The sequence below is a fragment of the Chitinophaga rhizophila genome, from assembly GCF_019492185.1.
GTDB lineage: Bacteria > Bacteroidota > Bacteroidia > Chitinophagales > Chitinophagaceae > Chitinophaga > Chitinophaga rhizophila.
In genome coordinates this window covers 228,499-252,162 of the sequence record NZ_JAICCF010000003.1, presented here as the reverse complement: position 1 = coordinate 252,162, position 23,664 = coordinate 228,499, and the positions used below count along the sequence as shown (strand labels likewise).

Sequence of the window (23,664 nt, the reverse complement as noted above, 5' to 3'; positions counted from 1 at the left end):
CAGATAAATCCTGTAGGTTTGCAGGCACTTAATTATTTTTTGCTATGCAAGATGATCTAACGTTAATTATAGAAGATGCCACCGCAACCATGCGCAAGGCAATCGGCCACCTGGAATCGGAACTTACCAAGATCAGAGCCGGTAAAGCCACTCCGCAGATTCTGGATGGAATTACGGTAGACTACTATGGTGCGCCCACTCCTCTGGCGCAGGTAGCTAATATCGCCGTTGCTGACGCCCGTACCCTGACTGTACAGCCATGGGAAAGGAACATGCTGCAGCCAATTGAAAGGGCTATCATCGCCTCCAACATCGGAATTAACCCGCAAAACGACGGACAAATCATCCGTATGTTCCTGCCGCCATTGACCGAAGAAAGAAGGAAAGAATTTGTAAAACGTGCATTAGGTGAAGGTGAACAGGCAAAAATTGCGATCAGAAATATCCGCAGAGATGCGATCGAAGGTATCAAAAAATTGCAGAAAGACGGTTTAAGCGAAGACACTGCGAAGGATGCTGAAGCAGATGTACAGAACCTGACCAACAAATATATTGAACTGGTAGATAAACATACTGCTCAGAAAGAGAAGGAAATTATGGTTATCTAATACATCGAACATACAGATTGAAAGTTATCCAAAACGCTGATCGAAAGATCAGCGTTTTGCTTTATTGACGGTATATACACTTGCCAGAATGATCATCAGGCAGAGAATCTGCAGAACAGATATCTGCTCACCTGCCAGCAGCCCCCACCCTATCGCCACAACCGGTAACGCATACGTAACCATCGAGGCAAACATCGCCCCTGCCTTGTTGATCAGAATATAAAATAATACAGAAGCTATCCCACTACCCAGCACCCCTAATGTTACACTTGCCGCAAGCGATCTCCAGGGAATTGCCGGTCCTGACAATACCTCAGTGAAATTGGTCAGCCATAGTACGGGCAGCGCAAACAACGCACAGAAGAACAGGGCAATTGATCCCAGTTGTAAAGAACTGTATCCCTTCAGGTGATGGTGTACCAGGGAGATATTCACTCCATAGCACACAGTTGCAAGTACTATCCATAAGCCATAGTACCAATAACCGGCATCAAGTCCCTTTACCGCAAATAACATTACAACGCCAAGCAATCCTACACATATACCCAGCAGCTGTTGCTTTACAATCGGTGCCCGGAACAGGAAGAAGCCAGCCAGTAAAGCCATCAGCGGAACTAGACTGTTTAATATGCCAGCCAGCGAACTATCTATACGTGTTTCAGCAATACAAAACAGGTATGCCGGCAGCAGGTTACCCAGAATACCCGAAAGAATGATCATAGGTATTTTGGAGACAGGAGTCTTGCGGATAAATTTAAAGAAGAAAGGAAGCAAGGCTAAACCGGCACTCAGTAGGCGCAGACTGGCTACCTGATATGGGGAAAGGGCTTCCATACCGACCTTCATCAGGATGAAGGAACTACCCCAGGTTAATGATAAAAGAAGGAAAATACTCCAGTGAATAGCACGGTTGTTCACAATTGGTTGATTTAAGGATGCAAGGTCCGAATATTTTACTACACAGATAAGTAGAATTTCGTTGTACCGCAACACTTCGGAGTGTAATTTGTTACAGATACAAGCATTAACCCTTTTAGCATGAGTAAGATAAGATTAACAGAAATTAGTACTACCCCACCCGAAGGACTGGAAAAAGAAGCAGTCAAGTTAATGACCAAAGAAATTGTAAAAGAATTGGATGAACTCCAGAACCTTTTATATGCGCAGCATCAACATGCTGTATTGATCGTATTACAGGGGATGGATGCCAGTGGAAAAGATGGGCTGATCCGGAAAGTATTAGGGAATATGAATCCGCAGGGCGTTAATGTGAAGTCATTTAAGACACCTACAGATGAGGAAAAGGAGCATGATTTTCTCTGGCGTATCCATCGGCATGTACCGGCGAAAGGTATGATTCAGGTGTTCAATCGTTCTCATTATGAAGATATTCTGATACAGCGTGTACACAAATGGATAGATGACGATACTGCAAAAAAAAGGATGCAGGCAATCAATGATTTTGAGAAGCTGTTGAATGAAGATAATAATACAACCATACTTAAATTCTACCTGCATATATCACAGGAAGAGCAGGCAAAACGCCTGCAGGAAAGACTGGAAGATCCGCGTAAGATGTGGAAATACAATAAGTCTGATTCAGCCGAAGCAAAACGTTGGAAAGAGTATAGAAGGATGTACGAAGATGCCTTTGAACATTGCAGTGATGTACCCTGGAACATCATACCGGCGGATAAGAACTGGTATAAGGAACATGTGGTGGCACAAACGTTGAGGGATACACTTCGTTCGTTTGAAATGCAGTATCCTCCGCTGAAACAGTAAAAACCAGCTGAGAGTATATGTTATAACTTATAATAATAACTATCTTAGCGACAGATTGTCTTCACCCTTAAAAAAAGCTGTATTATGTCTTTCTTCAAAGAATTTAGAGAGTTTGCCACGCGTGGCAATGTAATGGATCTTGCTGTCGGTGTGATCATCGGTGGTGCTTTCCAGAAGATTGTAACATCGTTGGTTGATAACATTTTTATGCCGGTACTAGGTATCGTAACCGGAGGTATTAATTTTAAAGATAAGTTCTGGTTGCTTAATACAAGCAAGGGCACAGACTTTCCTTCATTGGAAAAGGCAAAGGAAGCCGGAGCACCCATATTTGCCTATGGCGCATTTGTACAGAGTGTTATTGACTTTATATTGATAGCCTTCTGCATCTTCCTGCTGGTTAAATTTATGAACAGCATGCGTAAGAAGAAAGAAGCTGCTCCTGCAGCGCCACCAGCGCCAACAACACAAGAAAAGCTGCTCATGGAGATCCGTGATGCGCTGAAAAATAAATAGACATACGCTGGTAGCCGGATTGTGTATCCCCGCATCCGGCTGCTTACTCCCTTGCCTCAAATTTCCCTTTTAGTTTTTTATTTTTGCGGCCACGTTGTCACAACGTGGTATGTTCGTATCGTCCATATAACGGCAAAATTATCCATAGCATTAACTATTTACACTGATGAGAAGATCCGTCCTGACTATTATTGGCTTATTATTATGTTTTCAGGCGCTATATGCACAGAGTGACTGGATGAAAACATCCAGAGAAGAAGCCAGCGGAAGAATAAAGAAAGATGCCAGCGACACAGTTCCCTCTCTGTGGAAGAAAGGTGGGACCTTTAACCTGAATATTAACCAGGGAAGCCTGACCAACTGGGCTGCGGGTGGTGATAAGTTCTCCTTCTCGGTAGCATCCAATCTGAATGCTTACGCATTTTATAAAAAGGGAAAAAATAACTGGGATAACGTCCTGGACCTGGCATACGGTTATGTTAATACTACCAGCCTTGGCGGTCGTAAAAGCGATGACCGTATTGGAGTTACTACGAAATATGGATATGAGATCGGCAGAAATCTATATTTAAGCGCCCTGCTCGATTTGCGTACGCAGTTTACAGATGGTTACCTGTATTCAACAGTTGATTCAGTTAAACCGACATTGGTATCCCGCTTTTTTTCTCCTGCCTATGTATTGATGTCTCCGGGTCTTGACTATAAACCAAGTGATCAGTTGTCAGTATTTTTCTCTCCTGTTACTGCCCGTTATGTCATTGTAATGGATGACCGTCTGGCAGCGCAGGGGGCATTTGGAGTAGACAGTGGCAGACATGTGAAAAACGAATTAGGTGCTTACCTGACGGTGAATTGGGTAAAGACGCTCGCAAAGAATATTGTATACAAAACCAGGCTTGATCTGTTCTCTGATTATAAACACAATCCGCAGAACGTAGACCTTTTCTGGACCAACAGCCTGAACCTGCAGGTTAATAAATATATTACAGCGAATGTTTCTGTAGATATGATCTATGATGATGATGTCCGTGTATTTGAAAATGAGAAAACAGGCGTATTAGGGCCTAGATTACAGGTTAAACAGGTGATCGGGGTAGGATTTACTGCCAAATTCTGATGAGCGGGAATTTTCGTTAATTTTGATGGCTTTCACTTGTGCTCCGGTTGCGGCTAAGCTACTGGAAACTGAAGTGAAAGCCATACATAACAACATGAATGACAACTCCTATAAGATAAAATTACCCCAGTTTGAGGGGCCATTTGACCTGCTGCTCTTTTTCATTGAGAGAGATGAGCTGGACATCTATAACATCCCGATTACCACAATTACCAACGATTTTCTTGATTATATTCATCACCTGGAGTCACTCAATATTGAGCTGGCCAGCGAGTTCATTCTGTTCGTATCTACATTAATGCGTATTAAGGCAAAGATGTTGTTACCACGGAAGGAGTTAGATGAGCAGGGGGTAGAGATAGATCCTCGTCAGGAGTTGATTGATAAAATATTGGAATATAAGCGTTATAAGCAGGCAGCGGCGGAGCTGGCAGAACGGGAAGCGGAGAGAATGCTGCAGATTAAACGCGGAAATATAGCCAAAGAGCTGGCGAGCATCGGAGAAGCTACTAGTGAAGGCACTGAAATACAGACACTTACCTTATTTAAGCTGACACAGACCTTTGAAAAGATCATGCAGCGGGTAAAGCAACGGGAAAACAAGCCGCAACACGTTGTTTATAAGTATGAATATACAATGGAAGGCTCCCGTGAGTACATGATAGACCTCGCCCGGGATGAAAAGACGCTCTCCTTCGAGAAAATCTTTGACCTGTGCCGGGACAGAGTACATGCTATTTTTCTTTTCCTTAGCATGCTAGAGCTGGTACAGATGAAATACCTGGGAATCATGGTGGGAGAAGGCCGGAATAATTTTATCATTGACTATATTGAACCTGAAGACCGGGAGGTAGAAGTTGCCGGTACCTTGGAATGAGTGAAAAACGTGCACATATAGAACTAGTGTCTTTACCGCGGTATGCACAGACAGACCCAAAATTTGTTGTGTCGGGACTGTGTGAACTGGGTGATGGTTTTTTTTCCAGTAATGGCGTTGCCCACAGACATGATTTCTATACAATATATTGGATCAAGGAAGGACAGCTGATCAATACTATTGATACAGTTACCTATGCGGTAAAGAAGAACACCCTTTTCTTTCTTGCTCCGGGACAGGTGCACAAAATGGATTTCAGTGACAAGGTCGAAGGATACATGATTGCCTTTCAGGATGCGTTTATGTGTCTAAAGGACCAGGCGGCTACCCTGATGGGTATCAATTCGTCCCTCTTTTTTAATAATCAGTTTAGTAGTGTCATTACCCTTACGGCAGAGCAGGAGAAGGATTTTGAGATGGTCGTGCATATGATGATGAAGGAAGTGCAGCAGCAGGAGGCTGAATATGAGACCGCTTTCCATGGCCTGCTGCGTTATTTTCTGGTAATGGCTTCCCGTATTAAAGGAAGTAGCATGTTGGCGGCTCCGGAGCAGCATGCCACACACAATAGCTCACTTTTCCTGCAGTTTAAGAACCTGATCGAGGAAAAGTACACAGAACTTAAGAATGTATCAGATTATGCCGGTATTCTGCATATTAAGCCGGTACTACTCAATGAAATAAGTAAACAGCTGTCTGGTATTACTGCCGGAGAGCATATCCGCAACCGGGTGATCCTGGAAGCGCAGAGATATTTATATAATACAGACCTTTCCGCTAAAGAGATAGCGTATAAACTCGGCTTTGAGGACCCCCACTATTTCAGCCGTTTCTTTAAAAAATACACCAGCCAGACACCGTCCGAGTTTAAAGATGCCTCACGCGCCAATGAGCCGGCGAAGGATTAAAGCCTGATATTCTAGGCAAGAGTACCTACTTATTAGTAGAACTGACTGGTTTTCAATTCTTATTGACAGCTTGATGCCCCTTAATTCCTATATATCTCCTACTAGCTTGTCAATCTCAACAGAAAAAAGTCCACCAATAATGTCTTTTAATCCATTCCTAACATTTGTTGCAACATATAACTTTGTACTGTCTTAATGAAACGGATATGACAACGACAGATGAGCAGAAAGAAGGTAGTGAGATGGAAGAGACCCGGATACCCGGCGGTTGTTCATAAGCTGGCAGAAGACATCATCAACAGAAAAAACGTACTTAAAAAAACATTAAACTAAAACACTTAAAGTTATGGCAATCTGGAAAATCGACCCAACTCACAGCGATGTAGAATTTAAGATCAGACACCTGATGATCACTAACGTAACCGGATACTTCGGAAAGTATGAAGGTACAGCTGAAAGCAGCAGTGATGATTTTACCGATGCGAAGATCTCTTTTGAAGCTGATGTTAATAGCATTACTACAAAGAATGAACAGCGTGATCAGCACTTGCTGGCAGAAGACTTCTTTCATGCTGCACAGTATCCGAAGATCTCCTTTGTATCTACCGGTGTGAAGAAAGTGGACGATGAGAACTACAAAATAATTGGTGACCTGACTATGCGTGGCGTTACCAAACCAGTGGAATTGGCTGTAGAATTTAGTGGTATCGTAAAAGATCCATATGGCCAGACCAAAGCTGGTTTTGAAATAAAAGGAAAAGTTAACAGAAAGGATTTCGGAGTTTCATTTAACGCGGTGACTGACAATGGTGGTGTAATGCTTGGTGAAGAAGTAAAGTTGCAGGCCAGCGTACAATTAGTGAAACAGGCTTAGTGCGTGTAATACTGGCAATCGACCATTGCGATATTTATTGTGAATAGCTTGGAATAAGGATATACAGACATAGGGAAAACAGCGGGGGGCAATGGCGTGTTGAAAGATGTTTTTTTGAGGATGATTGCCAGTAACAGTGTAAGCCGGATGAAGTAATTCATCCGGCTTTTTGTTGTGTAATGATATGTAGAGAAAAATCTACGTGTAATTACATGTTCCGAAAGAAAAAGAATAGTAATTTCAGGTAGTTGATATAACCTCAATCATTCACATAATTCAATCATTTAATCAAACGCATTTATTATGAAAAGATCTGCATCCGCTAACTGGAAAGGTACAGGTAAAGATGGAAAAGGTACAGTAAGTTCACAGTCTGGTGTACTGGACAATACAGCATACTCCTATAAGAGCCGTTTTGAAGAAGGTACTGGCACCAATCCTGAAGAGCTGATAGCAGCTGCGCATTCAGGTTGTTTTACTATGAAGCTCAGCTTTTTACTTTCCGGCGCTGGTTTTACTCCTGAGAACATTGATACAAAGGCAACAATCACACTTGACAATGGCGCTATCACCAGCAGCCATCTGGAGCTGAAAGCAACTGTTCCTGGTATTGATCAGGCTAAATTCCTGGAACTGGCAGAAGAGGCAAGAACCAATTGTCCTATTTCCAAACTGCTGAACACTGAGATTACACTGGATGCATCACTGGCGTAATCATCAAAGTATATCAAAAGAAAAGTCCCGTGCTAGTGAATACAGCACGGGACTTTTCTTTTGATATAAATAGTACACCCTTTTCATCAACCTATCCATTTTCCAGGCCTTGCTGAATGAGGATATTTGTATTGTAAAAGGAACACAATATGGAAAAAATCATTCACAGGGCAGATTCCCGTAGCTTTTCCAATCATGGCTGGTTGCAGAGTTATCATACATTCAGCTTCGCAGGTTATTATAATCCGGAACGTATACACTTTGGCGCATTACGTGTACTCAATGACGATATAGTAAAAGGTGGTATGGGGTTCGGCACTCATCCGCATGATAATATGGAGATTGTATCTATACCACTGACCGGTGCATTGGAACATAAAGATAACACAGGCCGGCATGAGATCATTCGTAATAACGAAGTGCAGATCATGAGCGCCGGAAGCGGAATAGCTCACTCAGAGTTCAATGCGTCTAAAACAGATCCTGTTAACTTTCTGCAGATATGGGTATTCCCTAAACTTAAAAACATAACACCACGATACCAACAGCAGGCATTTGATATTGCTGACCGGCATAATAAATTGCAGGTTGTTGTATCTCCCGAGGCTGATAGTAATGCCTTATTGATCAATCAGGATGCGTGGTTCTCACTCGGCCATTTTGACGAGGGACAAAGTGTGGAGATAGCGCCGAAAATGCAGCACCATGGTACGTATCTTTTTGTACTGGACGGAGAAGTTGAAATAGCAGGTGAAACACTGAAACGGCGCGATGCTATAGGCCTGAGTAATTACGAAAGTGCGACAATCAGAACACTCAAAGCGGCAGACTTTTTGTTGATTGATGTACCAATGATTTGATTACCATTACCCTAAAAAAATATGATATGAGTTCCGCAACTACCAATATCGGTCTTGAAAAGAAGACATCCAAAGAGCTTGCTGAAAAGCTGAATGTACTGCTGGCTACCTACCAGTTGTTCTATATGAACGTTAGAGGGTTTCACTGGAATATCCGTGGTGATAAGTTCTTTACACTGCATGTGAAATTTGAAGAATTATATACAGATGCACTGACGAAAATAGACGAACTGGCAGAGAGAATATTGACGCTTGGATTTACACCAACACATGCATTTACTGACTATATAGAACAGTCAATCATTACTGAAGTAAAACATGAAAGTAAAGATGTAGCCTGTGTACAACATGTACTCTCCGGTTTACAGACGCTGATCGAGATAGAAAGAGAGGTATCTGCATTGAGCAATGAAGTAGGTGACGATGGTACCAATGACCTGATCACTACTTATATCCGTGAGCAAGAGAAAATGGTCTGGATGTATAATGCATACCTGAAGTAATCAGGTTTGTTGAATCGGAAATAACTGATCTAGTAGACAATACTTGATTAAGATAATTACAAGGCTGCTGTATAGAGCGATAGTTCTGTATGGCAGCTTTGCTGTTTTACTGTGCAGCTTATTAGTAATGTGGACTTACGGTGAGTAGCAAAGGAAACTGTCGGGTAACATTCAGGCCGATTGGGGGATAAGAAAAGACTGCTTACTGGTTGCTTATATCTAGGCAAAGTGATACTAAGCATTGACCTGAATACTTACTTGCAAAGATGACCATAAATAAAAAGAGCCGAATTAACTTCGGCTCTTTTTGCTTTTGTAGCGAGGAGAGGATTCGAACCTCTGACCTTCGGGTTATGAGCCCGACGAGCTACCACTGCTCTACCTCACAATGAGGGTGCAAAGATAGGATTTATTATATACTAACCTAATTTCTTTTCGATTTCTATCTATAAAAAATATTCAGATAGCATGTTCTGCACAGATTGGAAGCAGTGGATATCCTGTACCAGCATGTATGTAAGGCACATTAAAGCCTGATAGAAAGATAGCTGTTTTTCTAATGTAAAATACCGCTGCCATCGCATTTCTGCATAGGAATATAACCAATTGTCCATCAGTAATGAGGCAGCATTACTATTGAGAATTGGTCCTATAACGAACGTCGCAGTTTTCTAAAAATAGGTGCATTAGCTGCCTGTAGCGCCATATTTAATAGGTGATGCCTAATTGAAAAAAGGTTTGTACCTTAGAAATGAGTAACGGACGAATATTGTATTGCTTAATTATTTCACGTTAAAATCAATACACATGGAAGTTTCCGCACAAACCTCAGACATCGAACAGATCAGTAACTGGAGAGACGAAGTGATTGCATCCAGGGAGTCTATCCGGTCAATGCGCAGTCAGTTAGAACTGCTTTCCCGCCAAAAAACAGATGATGAAACCCTGGCTCAAATCGAGCATTTCCAAAACCAGTTTATCTGCCAGGAAGAAAAAGCAGATGAGTTACGTCATGATCTGAAGCAATCTGCTAAAAAGATATCCAACAACGGTCAGCCGGCTATATTACATGACGATCGTCCAATTGACGACTTTGATGTAATGCAGGACCGCATGGACACTTTCAGAAAGTTATACAATGAACTGCAGGACGAATTTGAGAATTTTAAATCGTTCTCCTAGACCTGCATCCAGGTAGTCAGATCTCTATCACTACCTCTGCGCTGGCAGCATAACCGGTGCATGTGAGGACAAAGCCCTGAGCTATCTCTTTGTCCGTTAATACATTGTTCAGGGCCATCCACACCTTTCCCTTTGTGCAATGCGCCGTGCAGGAACCACATACTCCTCCTTTACAGCTATATGGGATACTAATGCCCTCTGCGAGCGCAGCAGCCAGTATGTTGTGATTGCCAGGGATGGTCAGCTTATGCACATTTCCGCGGAAATGTAGTTCCACGTCCTTTAAGGACGCATCCTCCGGTATGCCTATTCTAGCCAGCTGCGGAGCTGTATTTACGACAAAGTTCTCCTTATGTAGCTGTTCCTCTTCAAACCCCATAAAATTGAGCGTTAAGAGCGCCATACGCATGTATTCGGGTGGGCCGCATACAAAGAATTGTGCATCCTGCTTATTATAGCGCAGGTGCTGTAGTACCATTGGCTCGAGCGTGAGGTTACTTAACCGCCGGATCATATGGTCAGGCGATTCGCTACTATAGAGATAGATGATATGCAACTGGTCGGGGTAACTTAAGGCCAGCTCCTGCAGTTGTTTATGAAAGATAGTCCGTTGTTCCGAAGGACTACTATAGACAAGTTTTATATGAGCAGAAGGCTCATGATGAAGGATATCCTTCAATATTGCATATAGCGGTGTAATACCACTTCCCGCCCCCAACAGGAATATATCTCTGGGAGATGTACTGTAACCGGGTAATGTGAAACGGCCAGACGGTAATAATGCTGTGAGATGATCTCCTGCCTTCCAGCTGCGCAATATATGCCGGGAGATCTCTCCATTCTGTTGTTCCCTGATCGTTACTGCAAGGTAAGGGTCTATACCAGGGGCGGAACTGAGGGAATATGACCGTCGGTATTCTATACCATGAAGATGAATGAGAAATGTAATGAATTGGCCTGCCAGATAAGTCAATGCTTCTCCATTAACTGTCTCCAGCCTGTAAGTCCTTGTATCTGCTGTTTCTGCTATAACCTCTTTTATGCGGAGGTATATGTACAATTCATCCATGTGATAAAAATAGGAAAGCCACCTGTATGAACAATGGTCATATCCGGTGGCTTTCTGTTATGTTGCTGTAACAACCTGTTATCAGGCGGTGACAGTTATTTTTTCTCTGAGCATAGCGCGTGCGGCGGCGGCGATACCGGCGGCATCGTAACCACATTCGCGGTGTAGTTCTTCCGGTTTACCATGTTCAACGATACGGTCTGGGATACCCAGGATGCGTACTTCAGCTTTATAGCCGTGTGCAGCCATAAACTCAAGTACAGCGCTGCCGAAGCCACCTGTGATGGCGGCATCTTCTACTGTAACAATCTTGTCAAATTGGCTGAAGATTTCATGCAGCAGGGCTTCGTCCAGTGGTTTTACGAAACGCATATCATAATGGGCGGGTTGCAGATCATCTGTCAGGAGTTCTTTGCAGGCTTCTGATACGAAGTTTCCTACTGGGCCCAGGGACAGGATAGCGACGTCTTTACCGCTACGCAGTTTACGGCCGGTACCCACTTCAATTTCTTTAAACGGCTGCTTCCAGTCAGGCATTACACCTTGTCCTCTCGGATAGCGGATCACGAAAGGATACTCCTGGGTAGGCAGCTGGGAGGTATACATCAGGTTGCGGAGTTCCTCTTCGTTCATCGGAGAACTGATGATTACGTTTGGTACGCAACGCATGTAAGCGATATCATAAGCGCCATGGTGGGTAGGTCCATCCTCTCCTACCAGACCGGCACGGTCGAGGCAGAAAGTAACAGGCAATTTCTGGATGGCTACATCATGTAAAGCCTGGTCATAGGCGCGCTGGAAGAAGGAGGAATATATGTTACAGAATACGCGCATACCCTGGGTTGCCAGACCGGCAGACAGGGTAACGGCATGCTGCTCACAGATACCTACGTCGAAGGCACGGTCAGGCATTTTCTCCATCATGAACTTCAGGGAGGAACCAGAAGGCATTGCAGGGGTAATACCCATAATGTTCTTGTTCATTTCTGCCAGTTCGATAATGGTATGGCCGAATACGTCCTGGTATTTAGGCGGCTGTGGTTTATCAGGTAATTTCTTGAAGATCTCTCCGGTAATCTTGTCGAACAGGCCTGGCGCATGCCAGGTAGTCTGATCTTTTTCTGCCAGTGCGTACCCTTTACCTTTTGTAGTAACGATATGCAGCAGTTTTGGTCCGGGAATATCTTTCAGATCCTGAAGAGTATCTACCAGTTTTACGATATTATGGCCATCAATCGGACCAAAGTAGCGCATCTTGAGAGACTCAAACAGGTTACTTGAACTGGAAACGACCCCCTTAAGACCAGCTTCCAGTTTGGAGGCCATATCACGGGTGAAGCGTTTACCTACGGGCAATTTGCCCAGCAGATTCCACACATCGTCGCGCAGTTTATTATAAGTCGGAGAAGTAGTAATATCGGTAAGGTACTCTTTAAGCGCGCCTACGTTCGGGTCAATAGACATACAGTTGTCATTGAGAATAACCAGAACATTTGCATTGGCCACGCCGGCATGATTCAGCGCCTCGAAGGCCATACCCGCTGTCATGGCTCCATCGCCTATTACAGCAATGTGCTGACGATCAGTTTCGCCTTTATATTTGGAAGCGATTGCCATACCCAGGGCTGCTGAGATGGAAGTAGAGGAGTGACCTACGCCGAAGGTGTCATACTCACTTTCTTCCCTTTTCGGAAAACCGCTGATGCCGTGATATTTTCTGTTTGTATGGAAAACACTTCTTCTACCGGTAAGGATCTTATGACCATACGCCTGGTGACCTACGTCCCATACCAGCTGGTCATAGGGCGTATTAAACACATAATGTAATGCGACAGTTAGTTCTACCACTCCCAGACTGGCCGCGAAATGGCCTCCATGCACACTGACAACATCAATAATGAACTGGCGGAGTTCTTCACTTACTTCGTGCAGTTGCTCTTTACTGAGATTCCGCAGATCAGCAGGGGTTTCGATCTTGCCCAAAAGAGGGCCCGGCGTAATATTCATACTTCTTGATGCAGGATTTAAGTAAACAAAAGTACAAATAATGTGCTAATGTACAGCTATTCCATACATCAGCACATTTAGGCGTTCTGACATGTAAGGCACCCATTCATAACAATTAGCCCCGGGTGGGCTAAGCACATCGGTATTTTTGAAATATAGCAGTAGTTTACTAATTTTCAGATAGATGTTTAAACGAATATCAAGATATTGGTGGTGTCAGATCCTGGGCTGGACGGCATACGCAGTAGTCAATCTGTTTTTTGCCTATTCCTTTGCCGGCTCTCTGGGCTCTTATTTCCTGATAAACCTGCTGCTGATCATGTTTTTTGGAATGCTGGCCACGCATCTGCTACGCAGCATTATCAAGCGACTGAACTGGTTCCAGTATAGTTTTGAGAGCCAGATGCTGCTTTTTTTCGCACTAACCGTCAGTTCAGGCGTTATTATATATGTGGGGAATACAATTGCTGGTAACCTATACCGGTATTCCTGGCAGCAAAGAGCCTTAACAGACCAGGCGACATTGACATTCCTGTTACCGATATTTCTGATCACCTCCATCTGGTGGCTGATTTACTTCGTGTGGCACTATATTGAACGGAGCCGGAACAGCCAGGTAGATAAGTTGAAACTGGAAAGTACCGTGAAGGAACTGGAGCTGAAAACAATCAAATCTCAGCTGAATCCTCACTTTATTTTTAATGCACTGAACAGTATCCGGGCGTTGGTAGATGAGAACCCTCAGCGGGCCAGAACGGCTATCACAGAGCTTTCTAATATTCTCAGGAGCTCCATGCAGGTAGAAAAAGCAGAAACTGTGAACCTGGAAAACGAGTTGGATATAGTAAAAGATTACCTTGCACTGGAGAATATCAGGTTTGAGGAACGACTGAAAGTGCAGTATGACATTGATCCTGAGACGCTGGAACTACCTATTCCTCCTATGATGTTGCAGACATTGGTGGAGAATGCTATAAAACACGGTATTTCCAGGACTATCAGCGGAGGAACAGTGACAATAGGCTCTCATATAAGGGAGACGCACCACGAGATTACTATTGAAAATACAGGGCAGATCGGCGGAGAGGCTTCAACAGGTCATGGTTTCGGCCTGCAAAGCACCAGGACGCGTCTGAGCCTGTTGTATGGAAATAAAGCATCATTTAATATCTATAATAAAAATGAGGAGACGGTAGAAGCCAAAGTGCTGATGCCGTTATTTTAAATGTAGTATTTCGCGCCAAGTTTAAAAGTAGTTGCTCATGAAAAAAGCATTGATAATCGATGACGAACGCCTGGCCAGAAGCGAGCTGAAGAAATTACTGGCAGACCACCCAGAGATAGTTATAGTGGGGGAAGCCGTAAATGCAAAGGACGGACTGGAAAAAATTGAAACGCTGCATCCGGACCTGCTTTTCCTGGATATACAAATGCCGGATAAGACAGGATTCGACTTGCTGGCAGAACTGGAAAAAGCGCCACAGGTGATCTTCACCACTGCTTATGATGAGCATGCATTAAAAGCATTTGAGTACAATGCCCTGGATTATCTGTTAAAGCCTGTAGAGCCGAAAAGACTGGCTGATGCCATTCATAAGCTGCACCAGCTGGAGGAAAAGGAAAGACAGGCAGAGGCGGGCGCTATTCGCACTATCTTATCTGAAAATGACCAGGTCTTTGTAAAAGACGGGGATCGATGCTGGTTTGTCAAGCTACAGGAAATCCGCCTGTTTGAAAGCGTAGGCAACTATGCAAGAGTATATTTTGAGGGTAATAAGCCGCTGATCCTGAAGTCATTGAACGCATTAGAAGAACGGTTGGATGAGCGTACATTCTTCAGGGCTAACCGGAAGCATATCGTCAACCTGCGGATGATCGAGAAAATTGACACCTATTTTAATGGTGGATTGCTGCTGGAAATGCGTGGAGGAGAAAAGATAGAAGTAAGCCGCAGACAGGCCGTAAAATTCAAAGAAATGATGAGTCTCTGAGGCTATCATACAATTAAAAGAGAAACGCTGATTACCGTAATTGCTACGATGATCAGCGTTTCTTCTTTTAAGCAGAAATTATTTCAGGACTGGCGCAGCAGCATGTACTGCATCAGCGATCTCTTTTATCAGTGAAGTTTCCTTTTCAATGGCATTACCTACCACTATGATATCTGCGCCTGCTTTACAGTTCAGATAAGCTTTTTCGGCATCACGGATACCCCCGCCCACAATAATCGGAGCAGCTACCTGACTTGCTACGCGAGAGATCATGCTCTCGGTAATAGGCTTACGGGCACCGCTGCCGGCATCCATAAACACTACCTTCATTCCCAGCATCTCGCCTGCCATTGCTGTACACATGGCAATATCGTCTTTATCTGAAGGAATAGGCGTTGTATTACTGATGTAGGACACAGTAGTAGGTGCACCACCATCTATTAAGACATAACCGGTAGATATAACTTCCAGGCCGCTTTTCTTCACAGCCGGGGCAGACAGCACATGTTGGCCTATCAGCAACTCGGGGTTACGTCCGGATATCACGGACAGGTAAAGTAATGCATCAGCATAACGGGAGACCTGCGAAGGACTGCCAGGAAATAACACTACAGGAATATCGCAGAGTGTTTTAAACTGTTGTACGCATTCATCGAGGTGGTTGGTGATCACAAGACTACCGCCCAGGAAGATATAATCCACCTTTGCTGCTGTACATTTCGCCGCAAGGTCTGCTATGTCAGCAGGAGTTACCTTATCCGGATCAATCAGAACTGCGAATGACTTGATGCCCTTCGCTTTCCTATCGATAAAAGAATTGTATATTTTATTGTGCATTAAAATAGCATTGTTCCGGTTGTCGCAAATGTATAAATTTTTCGGTAATAAGTCACATTGTTAAATGAATATGCATATTATTCATTTTCTATTCGACCAAATTCCCGTCCAGTAAGGGTTGTGTCCGATTTTAAAGCAATCTTCAGGCCATTTCTTCTTCGTAATGCTATGAAAGTAAAAAGATTAAATCAGTATCATATCAAATAAAATTATACTTTTTTAACCCTGCAGTCAAGTACTTAAATGAGCGATTGTGCAATTCCCGGATAATAGATAATGGTGACAATTGTACAGACAAAATGATGCTTTCTCAGACAAACCCAGCAATTATGTTCGAGGCTTCTTTAACGAATTTAGCAAAAAAGTACGAATAAGCTGAAATCAATACTGTAAAGGCCTTGGGGGAAGGCCCGACCTCTTCCTTTGTTAACGATTTGTTATTGTGCCTTTAAAATTTCAAAGAAAAATAACATGCCCTTACATTTGTATTCAAATAGGGTTTTCATAGGATAGTAACAAATTGAGGGCGCCTTTCCAGGTGCCCTTACTGTTTTTACCCGGGTCGCTCTCGCTACCCTTCTTATCTAAGATTTTAATTTCTTCCTCTACCTGGTTGCTTTAACACATTTACAGTCGGTTTTCATCATACAATTCACAGTTGGCTTGGTCATGTTATGCTAATATCCCATACAATGCAATAGGGGCTATGCTGATTTATTTGAATATATCCGTAAAAAGTACGCTTTTGGATTTCTAAGAAACAATTCTCTTTTTTTTCCACTTTTTAATATTAGCTATCTCGAATTGAAGGATTTCAAATATTCAGTAGCCTCCTGTTGCTGAGATTAATATTTATTATATTTGTTATTGTATTAATTTAATTATGGTTACTGTCCTATGAGAAACCAGATATTACTACAGGCGTGAATCATCATGCGATGTAAAATGACTCTCGAAAGCAATGGTTTATCCATTGCTTTTGTTTTTAGCGCCCTGATCCTACCCTACGTTAGACATTTAGTTTGGGATTTATAATTATGATTTTGTATTTTTAGTCTTACAAATTTTTTACACTATGAAAAAGCTGTTGTTCCTGCTGCTGGTATCTTTAACCTCAGCCGCATCAGCAAGCGCAAATAGCGAAAAATGGAAGGACGAGGATAAAACCAAGGCCAATAAAGAGAAAGAGAAGGAAAAAGAAGGCGAAAAGGCCGGAAATAAGAATGCTAATTGCGATGATAAGTCGGTAACATTAAACAAAGTATCCCGCCCTGCGAGGGTAGAGGAATACGCATGGATGTTACCCAAAGATCAGGATGGTGATAAAATGTACGAGGAGGAGTTGAAGAAAGGTATCGTAGATCTGTATAAATGGTACCTTCAGAATGAATCCCGGATTAATAACAATGAACTGCTGAAAATGACCGGCAATGAGCTGGCCTTTCCGTTCAAAGTCGATCCAAAAACGCTGCAACAGTACTTTCAGTTCGTAAAAAATAACTTTCCGGGCTTAAGTGAGGACGATCTCTCAGATCCTGCCTCCGCTGTTAAAAAGCCAGTTGCAAACCGTAAAAAATACGCACCTGTCAGCCGTAGAGATGATATGGAGAGTCAGATGACCCTCCCTGTTAATAAATAAAAAAGATTGCCTTGCCATAATGCATTTGGAGTTTAGTTACAATAAGGAGGAGGTATTGAATGCATTACGCTATCATTTTCTGCAGCTCGGAGAAATAAAAGTATTTCGCAACACTCTCTTCATCCTGCTGGCCTTCACAATGGCCGGATTCGCTTTCAAAATCGTTACCACCGGCGCCCTTATAGGAATAGTCGCTATGATTGTACTCATCATAATGGTGTTCTGGTTCCTGCTGCCCGTTTCCATCTATAATAAAGCTGCCACCTTTAAAGACGATATCCACCTGAAATATTCAGAAGAAGGTATCACCATCTCAACCCGCAATAGCGAACAACAACGGCTGCTCTCCTGGAATACCTTTACTAAAGTAGTTGAAGCCAAGAACTTCTTCTTCCTCTACAGGGGTAAAAAGAACTTCTTCCTGGTACCTACCAGCGCATTCAAAACTCCTGATGCACAACAGGAATTTAGCCGCCTGGCCAATAATAACATCAACTAACAGCCTTACTACTATCAGTATTCATCTGATCCTTTCTCTTCCGGCTGGTCGTTATCAGCCTGCTGTATCTATATTGCCAGGTCATTACCACCATGAGCTGCCGGGAGCTTAACCCTCCCCTCTCCCAGCAAGCCTCTCACCGCTCCCGTGCTGTCGGGTTACAAATACACCTAATATTCACTTTCCCCTGTCGTTCGTCAAATATTACAAACCTGGATCTGGTAAAATAGTATCGATTTTAACTATCAATCACCGGTCTCTGGACGTCGCTTCTTCGTCCCTTGTTCGTCGCTTCTTCGTCGCTTGTTCGAACCTTGTTCGTCCAGCCGCTGAAAGCCGCTACTGTCAAGGGGCTAATTTCCGGGGCTTTTCAAAATGATACTTTATTAACATCCTGTATTGCGGGCAATAAAAAAGCCCCGGCATATCACCGGGGCTGATGCTGTCATCCCTGACAGCGGAGTTTATGGAGGATAGTTGTGTCCTTAGAATTTGTCCCACCAGTTTTTGCTGGCCTTGGTATCTCCACCAATAGCCTCTGCCGCCTTCTGGTAAGCTGCCGCATTTTGTGACCGCTCTGCCAGTGGATAAGTCAGACGGGCAGGTACATAAGCCACATTCTGGTCGAGTGAACCTGAATAAGGAGCAATGAACAGCGAGTCGCCTGATGGTTTTTGGAAATCGAGGCGCAAACGCTCAAACCATGCCTGGAAACCCTGTGGGTATAATGCCAGCCATTTTTGTGTGCCGATCACATTTTTCCAGTTGCCCGCATTATATGGTACTGAGGCAATGTATTCTTCTACACTATCTGTCACATTCCAGTATTCCATAGAAGCACGGATACCTTTTTCATACAGTGCCGGAGCAGCTTCTCCTACATTCCAATTTCTCGCTGCTGCTTCTGCAAGTATAAACGCTACTTCTGGATACGTCATCAGAATGCCCGGCATAGTAGCTGAATAGATTCTTGTACCTGGATAAGAATATTTTCGCTGTGGCAGCCTGGTCGAATCATTGGCACTTCTGCCGTATTCCAAACCTTTGATTTCGCCGCCATCTTGCGGTGGTCGTGCATAGACTGTCAGACGTGGATCATTGGTGCTCCTCATATAATCAACTAACGTAGTGCTGACAAAGAAGTCCAGTACCTCACGCTCAGAATCATTCAGGGGAAACTTATTCGGAGCGGCATTGATGTACGCAAATTCAGCATTGTCTGCGTTACCTTTCATAGCTGCTGCATAGTTAGCCTCAATCACAGTCCTTGCTCTTTGCGGCTCAGCATCAGCCATACGGATAGCCAGTCGCAGCATCAGTGAATGTCCCAATGTTTTCCATTTTGCTACATCACCATTATAGATCACGTCTCCACCATCAAAGGTCGGTTGCGCGGGATCCAATGCTGTAATCTGTGCATTCAACGTATCGATCAGCGAAGCATAAATTTTACTTTGATCATCATATGCCGGCGTAATATTTTCACCTTCTTTCAGTGCTTCTGTAAAAGGTACATTTACATAACTATCTGTAAGTATCTGATACAACCATACTTTCAAAATGCCTGCTATCGCATTCTGATTTTTAGCCGCAGGGTTAGTACCTCTTGAGTTGTTGATGTAAATTAATCTGTCGAGGCTGTGCAATGAGTTATACAAAGCATTCCAGAAAGCAGTATTATTATTTTCATCAATGGCGTACTGGCTGTCATTCACCCTGGAATTAGCAGACCAGTATTGTGCGTAGTGCATGCCTATGTAGCCATTTTGTAAAGAGCTATAAAGGAAATCCATCGCATTTTTCTCAGCGCCTGTCAGCAAGAACGGCGGTTCTGTCGTGGTAGGTCGGGTAGGGTCATTATTCATTTCATCCAGATCTTTACAACCTGTCATCATCACAAAGATGAATAATAACGGCAACGTACCTATTAAAAATCTTTTCAACATTGATCTCAATTTTAGAATGAAATATTCAGGTTAACACCAAACGAACGCAGTGATGGTAACGCACCACCTTCAATCCCCTGGATATTAGAGGAAGAGTTGATAATGTTTGAAGGGTCTACGTTAGGTGCGTTAGATTTGATCAGCCACAGGTTACGTCCGTACAATGACAAGCGTGCGCTCTGTGCACGTACTTTTTTGAACCATGCTTCTGGCAGATTGTATCCTAATTTTACCTCACGCAGATAGATGTAGCTGGCATCGTACAGATTCGCACGGCTCAGATTTCTTCCTTCGTTATTCTGGAAGTGGGTGGCTGCATCGAGTACTACTTCGTTCGGTTTACCATCTTCAGTTACACCTTCGGCAATAATACCATTCTCTCTAACACCATTGTCGGCAGTAACATCCAACAGCCCTGAACCCTTACCATACATGTTGGTGTAGGAGAAGAAGTCGCCACCGCTCTGGAAGTCTACCAGCGCAGACAGATATATACCTTTAAACGTGAAGCTGTTGGTTACGCCACCTACAAAGTCGGGATAGGCGTTACCGATAGGAACCGGATTGTCAGTTATTTTGTACAAACCATCTGCACCTACGATCTTGCGGCCCTGTGCATCGTATACATAGTCAGTACCAAGGATGGTACCTAATGCACTTCCTACATTTGCGGCTACAGATACCTTTGTTGTTCTGCGATCTGTACCGATCAGCAACACTGGCAGTGATGTATTGTACTGTGGAATGTCAAGGTTTAGCAACTTGTTACGGTTACGCGCCAGGTTAGCGTTGATATCCCATCGGAAGCCGTTTTTCAGTCGGATAGGATTCAGGTTTAAACCAATTTCCACACCACGGTTCTGCACTGAACCACCATTAACGACTGCCGAGGTGAAACCACTGGCAGTAGAGATAGGCAGTGATATAATCTGGTCTCTGGATGTTCTGTCATAGTAAGTGAAATCTACGCCAATACGATCATCGAGAAATTTCAGAGAGACACCTGCTTCATATTCTGTTGTACGCTCGGGTTTGAGTGTTTTGTTGTATTTCACCGGCGCCAAAGCTGTAGATGGGAAGTTGCCGAATGGTGGAATGAACTGGTAAGTATCATAAATGCGGTAAGGATCAGTATCGCTACCTACCTGTGCCGCACTGGCACGTAGTTTACCAAAGCTCAGCCATTTCCAGTCTTTAATCAAATCTGAAAACACAAAGGAACCAGAAGCTGATGGATAGAAGTACGGGTTAGATTCACTGAAAAGTGCAGAGCTCCAGTCAGCACGTCCTGTTAGTTCAAGGAACAGGAAGTTTTTATACCCAAGTGTTGCTGTTGCAAATCCGGAGTTGATCTGTTTTTCAAAGTATTCATCAATTGGCTGTGCTGTTTGCAGAGAGTTACTCAGGTTATATACACCCGGCAGGATCAGACCACCTACAGTGCTACCGCCGGTAGTTGTCCATTTACGATGCATAATGTTACCACCAACTACTGCATTCAATTTAAAGTCTTTACCGAAGTCTTTGTTGATATTAGCAGTTAACTGATAGTTCATTTCTCTGGATGTACGTACACGTTTGATGTAACCACCGATCAGATAATCTTTAGCGGATCGTTCTTCTTCCAGTGTATTATAATCATCCATGAAAACTCTACCGCTGATGCTCAGCCATTTTGATACATCCCAGTCAAGACCAGCGTTACCAAACAGACGGTTACGGCTGTCAGTCTCGTAGTCCATATAACGGTTCCAGTATGGACCATTACTGGAGGCTACAGCTGGGTCATTCCATGATTTACGGTTCCAGGTGATCTGTGATCCATCAGCATACTGATATTGTTTCTGACGTTCCATATCCAGCTGGCGCTGACCATACATTGTGAATTGCAACGCAGGGTTAGGACCAGTAAAACCGGTGCCCGGACGTGCATTTGCGCTTGTTGCGCTATAGTTGATGGAGGCTACACCCTTTAAACCTGGTGCTACCTCGTAACCCCCATTGAATGATAAGTTATTACGGTTAAGATCAGCATTCGGCAGTACAAATTTTTGTGACATATTACCATAAGAAAGTCTGAAATAACCTTTATCGTTATTACCAGACATGGCAATATTGTTGGTGAGCGTTAACCCCGTTCTGTAGAAATCCCTCACATTGTTAGGATTAGCTGTCCATGGAGCTGTTTTACCAAAGTCCGGATTACCTTTCTCCTTGTCCCATGACCAGTAGTGGCGTACCTGGCGACCATCCAATTTAGGACCCCAGGAGGCATCGTCATAATATCTTACCAACAAGTCATAACGGCCTTTACCATCATTGTCATCGTAGGTAGCAGCAGCTTCGTTGAGAAATGCTTCTGGGTGCTCATTGTAATAGAGTCTATCAAATTGGCCACCGGTACCACCACCATATTGGTTCTGGTAGTTTGGCAGCACATATACCTGGTCTAACTGTGCGTTGATGCTGTAAGTAACACCAATGCCGCCGGATGTTTCAGGACGTTTCTTGGTGGTGATCAGCATCACACCGTTTGCACCACGGCTACCATACAATGCAGTAGAAGCAGCGCCTTTCAGGATAGAGATGTTGTCAATATCTTCCGGATTTATATCTTGCAGAGAGCTACCGAAGTCATAACCACCACCACCATTCAGCTGTCCTGCCTGGTTAGTATTGTTGTTAATGAATGGGGTACCATCTACTACCACAAATGCGTTGTTATCGCCCAGGATGGATTTTACGCCACGGATAGTGATCTTGGTAGAACCGCCCATGGAACCGGTGTTGGTATTAACCTGTAAACCAGGCACCTTACCTGTCAGGGCATTAACGAAATTTACTTCTTTTGCCTCCTGCACCGCGTTACCATTTACTTCTTCAACAGCGTAACCAACGGCACGTGTATTCTTTTGTATACCGAGAGCGGTTACGACCACTTCCTTAAGTTCTTTTTTACCGGCAGAGGCAGGTGTAAGACTTACTGCCAATGGCTCTTTAGAGTCAAGCGGAATCGATTGCTCTGCAAAAGTCGGCGCTGAGATCTTGATGGTATCCTGCAGAGAAGCCTTTAAAGTAAATGTACCATCGGGGCCTGCAGCAACACCTTGTTTGGTGCTCAGGTTAACTACCTGTGCGCCTGGAACGGGCGTACCGCCTGATTCTTTTACAGTGCCTTTCAAGCTGAACTGACCCATTTCCTGTTTCAGTGTATTGGAGTCAGCAGGCAGAATCAGCGCTGTATCGCTTGCAGGTTTTGCGGTTGTGTCTCTCGCTGTAGTTGCACGTGTACTATCAGTACGTGTGGCTGTGGAGGAGTCAGTTTTGGGTTTGCTGGTATCTGCATTGGGAGTGATCACTACAGGAGATGCCGTTGCGGGAGCGCTGGTATCTTTTGCCTGTTTGCCGGAGGAGTCTTTCGCAGCATTGTTTGGTGTGATGACTACTGGAGATGCAGCAGCGGGTTTGGTAGTATCGCCTGTCTTTTTACCCGAAGTATCTTTCGGAGCAGTTGATGGTGTGATAACTACCGGGCTGGCAGTGGGTTTTACAGTGGTGTCTTTCTGTTGAAAGTTAACAGCGGCTGTAATTGTGGGCTGATGTCTGGTTAACTCAGCGCTGGTCTCTAAAAAGGGGTGGTTAACGCGTGTGCCTGCTTTAACGGGTCTTACACTACAGAAAAAGGCAAAGCACAGCCACAACCAGTTGAGTACATGGCTTCTCATCTTATTA

At 43.7% G+C, this 23,664-nt stretch carries 21 protein-coding genes and 1 tRNA gene; 15 read left to right on the top strand and 7 right to left on the bottom strand.

The window, feature by feature from the left end; all coding sequences use genetic code 11:
* Positions 1–44 precede the first annotated feature (44 nt).
* Positions 45–608: a ribosome recycling factor gene (gene frr, locus K1Y79_RS15570; RefSeq protein ID WP_220251092.1), complete on the top strand. Its 564-nt coding sequence runs from the start codon at positions 45–47 to the stop codon at positions 606–608.
* A 48-nt stretch (positions 609–656) separates the two neighbouring features.
* On the opposite strand, the gene K1Y79_RS15565 is transcribed toward frr, so the two are convergent.
* The gene (locus tag K1Y79_RS15565; RefSeq protein WP_220251091.1) at positions 657–1,526 is read right to left on the bottom strand and encodes a DMT family transporter; all 870 of its coding nucleotides are present in this window, start codon (positions 1,524–1,526) and stop codon (positions 657–659) included.
* 120 nt (positions 1,527–1,646) lie between these two features.
* Between K1Y79_RS15565 and K1Y79_RS15560 the strand changes: the two genes are divergently transcribed.
* The 9 genes from K1Y79_RS15560 to K1Y79_RS15520 all read left to right on the top strand — a co-directional run bounded on the left by K1Y79_RS15560 (position 1,647) and on the right by K1Y79_RS15520 (position 8,762).
* On the top strand, positions 1,647–2,393 hold the full coding sequence (locus K1Y79_RS15560; RefSeq protein ID WP_220251090.1) for a PPK2 family polyphosphate kinase: 747 nt from the start codon (positions 1,647–1,649) through the stop codon (positions 2,391–2,393).
* Between the two features lie 84 nt (positions 2,394–2,477).
* On the top strand, positions 2,478–2,909 hold the full coding sequence (gene mscL, locus K1Y79_RS15555; protein WP_220251089.1) for a large conductance mechanosensitive channel protein MscL: 432 nt from the start codon (positions 2,478–2,480) through the stop codon (positions 2,907–2,909).
* A 166-nt stretch (positions 2,910–3,075) separates the two neighbouring features.
* Positions 3,076–4,026 (top strand): DUF3078 domain-containing protein, encoded by a 951-nt coding sequence (locus K1Y79_RS15550; RefSeq protein ID WP_220251088.1) that lies wholly within the window; start codon positions 3,076–3,078, stop codon positions 4,024–4,026.
* 25 nt (positions 4,027–4,051) lie between these two features.
* Complete coding sequence (locus K1Y79_RS15545) at positions 4,052–4,903, top strand: segregation and condensation protein A (RefSeq protein WP_236059655.1); 852 nt, start codon at positions 4,052–4,054, stop codon at positions 4,901–4,903.
* Complete coding sequence (locus tag K1Y79_RS15540) at positions 4,900–5,811, top strand: helix-turn-helix domain-containing protein (RefSeq protein ID WP_220251087.1); 912 nt, start codon at positions 4,900–4,902, stop codon at positions 5,809–5,811. The genes K1Y79_RS15545 and K1Y79_RS15540 overlap by 4 nt, the downstream gene beginning before the upstream one ends.
* 346 nt (positions 5,812–6,157) lie before the next feature.
* On the top strand, positions 6,158–6,685 hold the full coding sequence (locus K1Y79_RS15535; protein WP_220251086.1) for a YceI family protein: 528 nt from the start codon (positions 6,158–6,160) through the stop codon (positions 6,683–6,685).
* Positions 6,686–6,988: 303 nt separating this feature from the next.
* Positions 6,989–7,399: an OsmC family protein gene (locus K1Y79_RS15530; protein WP_220251085.1), complete on the top strand. Its 411-nt coding sequence runs from the start codon at positions 6,989–6,991 to the stop codon at positions 7,397–7,399.
* Between the two features lie 149 nt (positions 7,400–7,548).
* Positions 7,549–8,259, top strand: coding sequence for a pirin family protein (locus K1Y79_RS15525; protein ID WP_220251084.1), 711 nt, complete (start codon positions 7,549–7,551; stop codon positions 8,257–8,259).
* 26 nt (positions 8,260–8,285) lie between these two features.
* On the top strand, positions 8,286–8,762 hold the full coding sequence (locus K1Y79_RS15520) for a Dps family protein (protein ID WP_220251083.1): 477 nt from the start codon (positions 8,286–8,288) through the stop codon (positions 8,760–8,762).
* A gap of 316 nt (positions 8,763–9,078) precedes the next feature.
* Here the strand turns inward: K1Y79_RS15520 and K1Y79_RS15515 are convergent.
* Positions 9,079–9,150, bottom strand: a tRNA-Met gene (locus K1Y79_RS15515).
* Between the two features lie 419 nt (positions 9,151–9,569).
* On the opposite strand from K1Y79_RS15515, the gene K1Y79_RS15510 reads away from it, so the two are divergent.
* On the top strand, positions 9,570–9,944 hold the full coding sequence (locus K1Y79_RS15510) for a hypothetical protein (RefSeq protein ID WP_220251082.1): 375 nt from the start codon (positions 9,570–9,572) through the stop codon (positions 9,942–9,944).
* 16 nt (positions 9,945–9,960) lie between these two features.
* Here the strand turns inward: K1Y79_RS15510 and K1Y79_RS15505 are convergent, their stop codons facing one another.
* Together K1Y79_RS15505 and dxs are read right to left on the bottom strand one after the other, a co-directional pair.
* On the bottom strand, positions 9,961–11,013 hold the full coding sequence (locus K1Y79_RS15505) for a ferredoxin--NADP reductase (protein WP_220251081.1): 1,053 nt from the start codon (positions 11,011–11,013) through the stop codon (positions 9,961–9,963).
* A gap of 81 nt (positions 11,014–11,094) precedes the next feature.
* Positions 11,095–13,020, bottom strand: a complete 1,926-nt coding sequence (gene dxs, locus K1Y79_RS15500; protein WP_220251080.1) for a 1-deoxy-D-xylulose-5-phosphate synthase — start codon at positions 13,018–13,020, stop codon at positions 11,095–11,097.
* A gap of 184 nt (positions 13,021–13,204) precedes the next feature.
* Between dxs and K1Y79_RS15495 the strand changes: the two genes are divergently transcribed.
* Positions 13,205–14,245 (top strand): sensor histidine kinase, encoded by a 1,041-nt coding sequence (locus tag K1Y79_RS15495; protein ID WP_220251079.1) that lies wholly within the window; start codon positions 13,205–13,207, stop codon positions 14,243–14,245.
* Between the two features lie 37 nt (positions 14,246–14,282).
* Positions 14,283–15,011 (top strand): LytR/AlgR family response regulator transcription factor, encoded by a 729-nt coding sequence (locus K1Y79_RS15490; RefSeq protein WP_220251078.1) that lies wholly within the window; start codon positions 14,283–14,285, stop codon positions 15,009–15,011.
* A 78-nt stretch (positions 15,012–15,089) separates the two neighbouring features.
* Here the strand turns inward: K1Y79_RS15490 and K1Y79_RS15485 are convergent, their stop codons facing one another.
* On the bottom strand, positions 15,090–15,848 hold the full coding sequence (locus K1Y79_RS15485) for a geranylgeranylglyceryl/heptaprenylglyceryl phosphate synthase (RefSeq protein WP_220251077.1): 759 nt from the start codon (positions 15,846–15,848) through the stop codon (positions 15,090–15,092).
* 1,075 nt (positions 15,849–16,923) lie between these two features.
* Here K1Y79_RS15485 and K1Y79_RS15480 point away from each other — a divergent pair.
* Both K1Y79_RS15480 and K1Y79_RS15475 read left to right on the top strand, forming a co-directional pair.
* Complete coding sequence (locus tag K1Y79_RS15480) at positions 16,924–17,487, top strand: hypothetical protein (RefSeq protein ID WP_220251076.1); 564 nt, start codon at positions 16,924–16,926, stop codon at positions 17,485–17,487.
* 19 nt (positions 17,488–17,506) lie between these two features.
* Positions 17,507–17,986, top strand: coding sequence for a YcxB family protein (locus K1Y79_RS15475; protein WP_220251075.1), 480 nt, complete (start codon positions 17,507–17,509; stop codon positions 17,984–17,986).
* 485 nt (positions 17,987–18,471) lie between these two features.
* On the opposite strand, the gene K1Y79_RS15470 is transcribed toward K1Y79_RS15475, so the two are convergent.
* Positions 18,472–19,932, bottom strand: coding sequence for a SusD/RagB family nutrient-binding outer membrane lipoprotein (locus tag K1Y79_RS15470; RefSeq protein ID WP_220251074.1), 1,461 nt, complete (start codon positions 19,930–19,932; stop codon positions 18,472–18,474).
* 11 nt (positions 19,933–19,943) lie between these two features.
* A complete protein-coding gene (locus K1Y79_RS15465; protein WP_220251073.1) occupies positions 19,944–23,657 on the bottom strand; it encodes a SusC/RagA family TonB-linked outer membrane protein in 3,714 nt (1,237 codons plus the stop codon).
* Between the last annotated feature and the right edge of the window lie 7 nt (positions 23,658–23,664).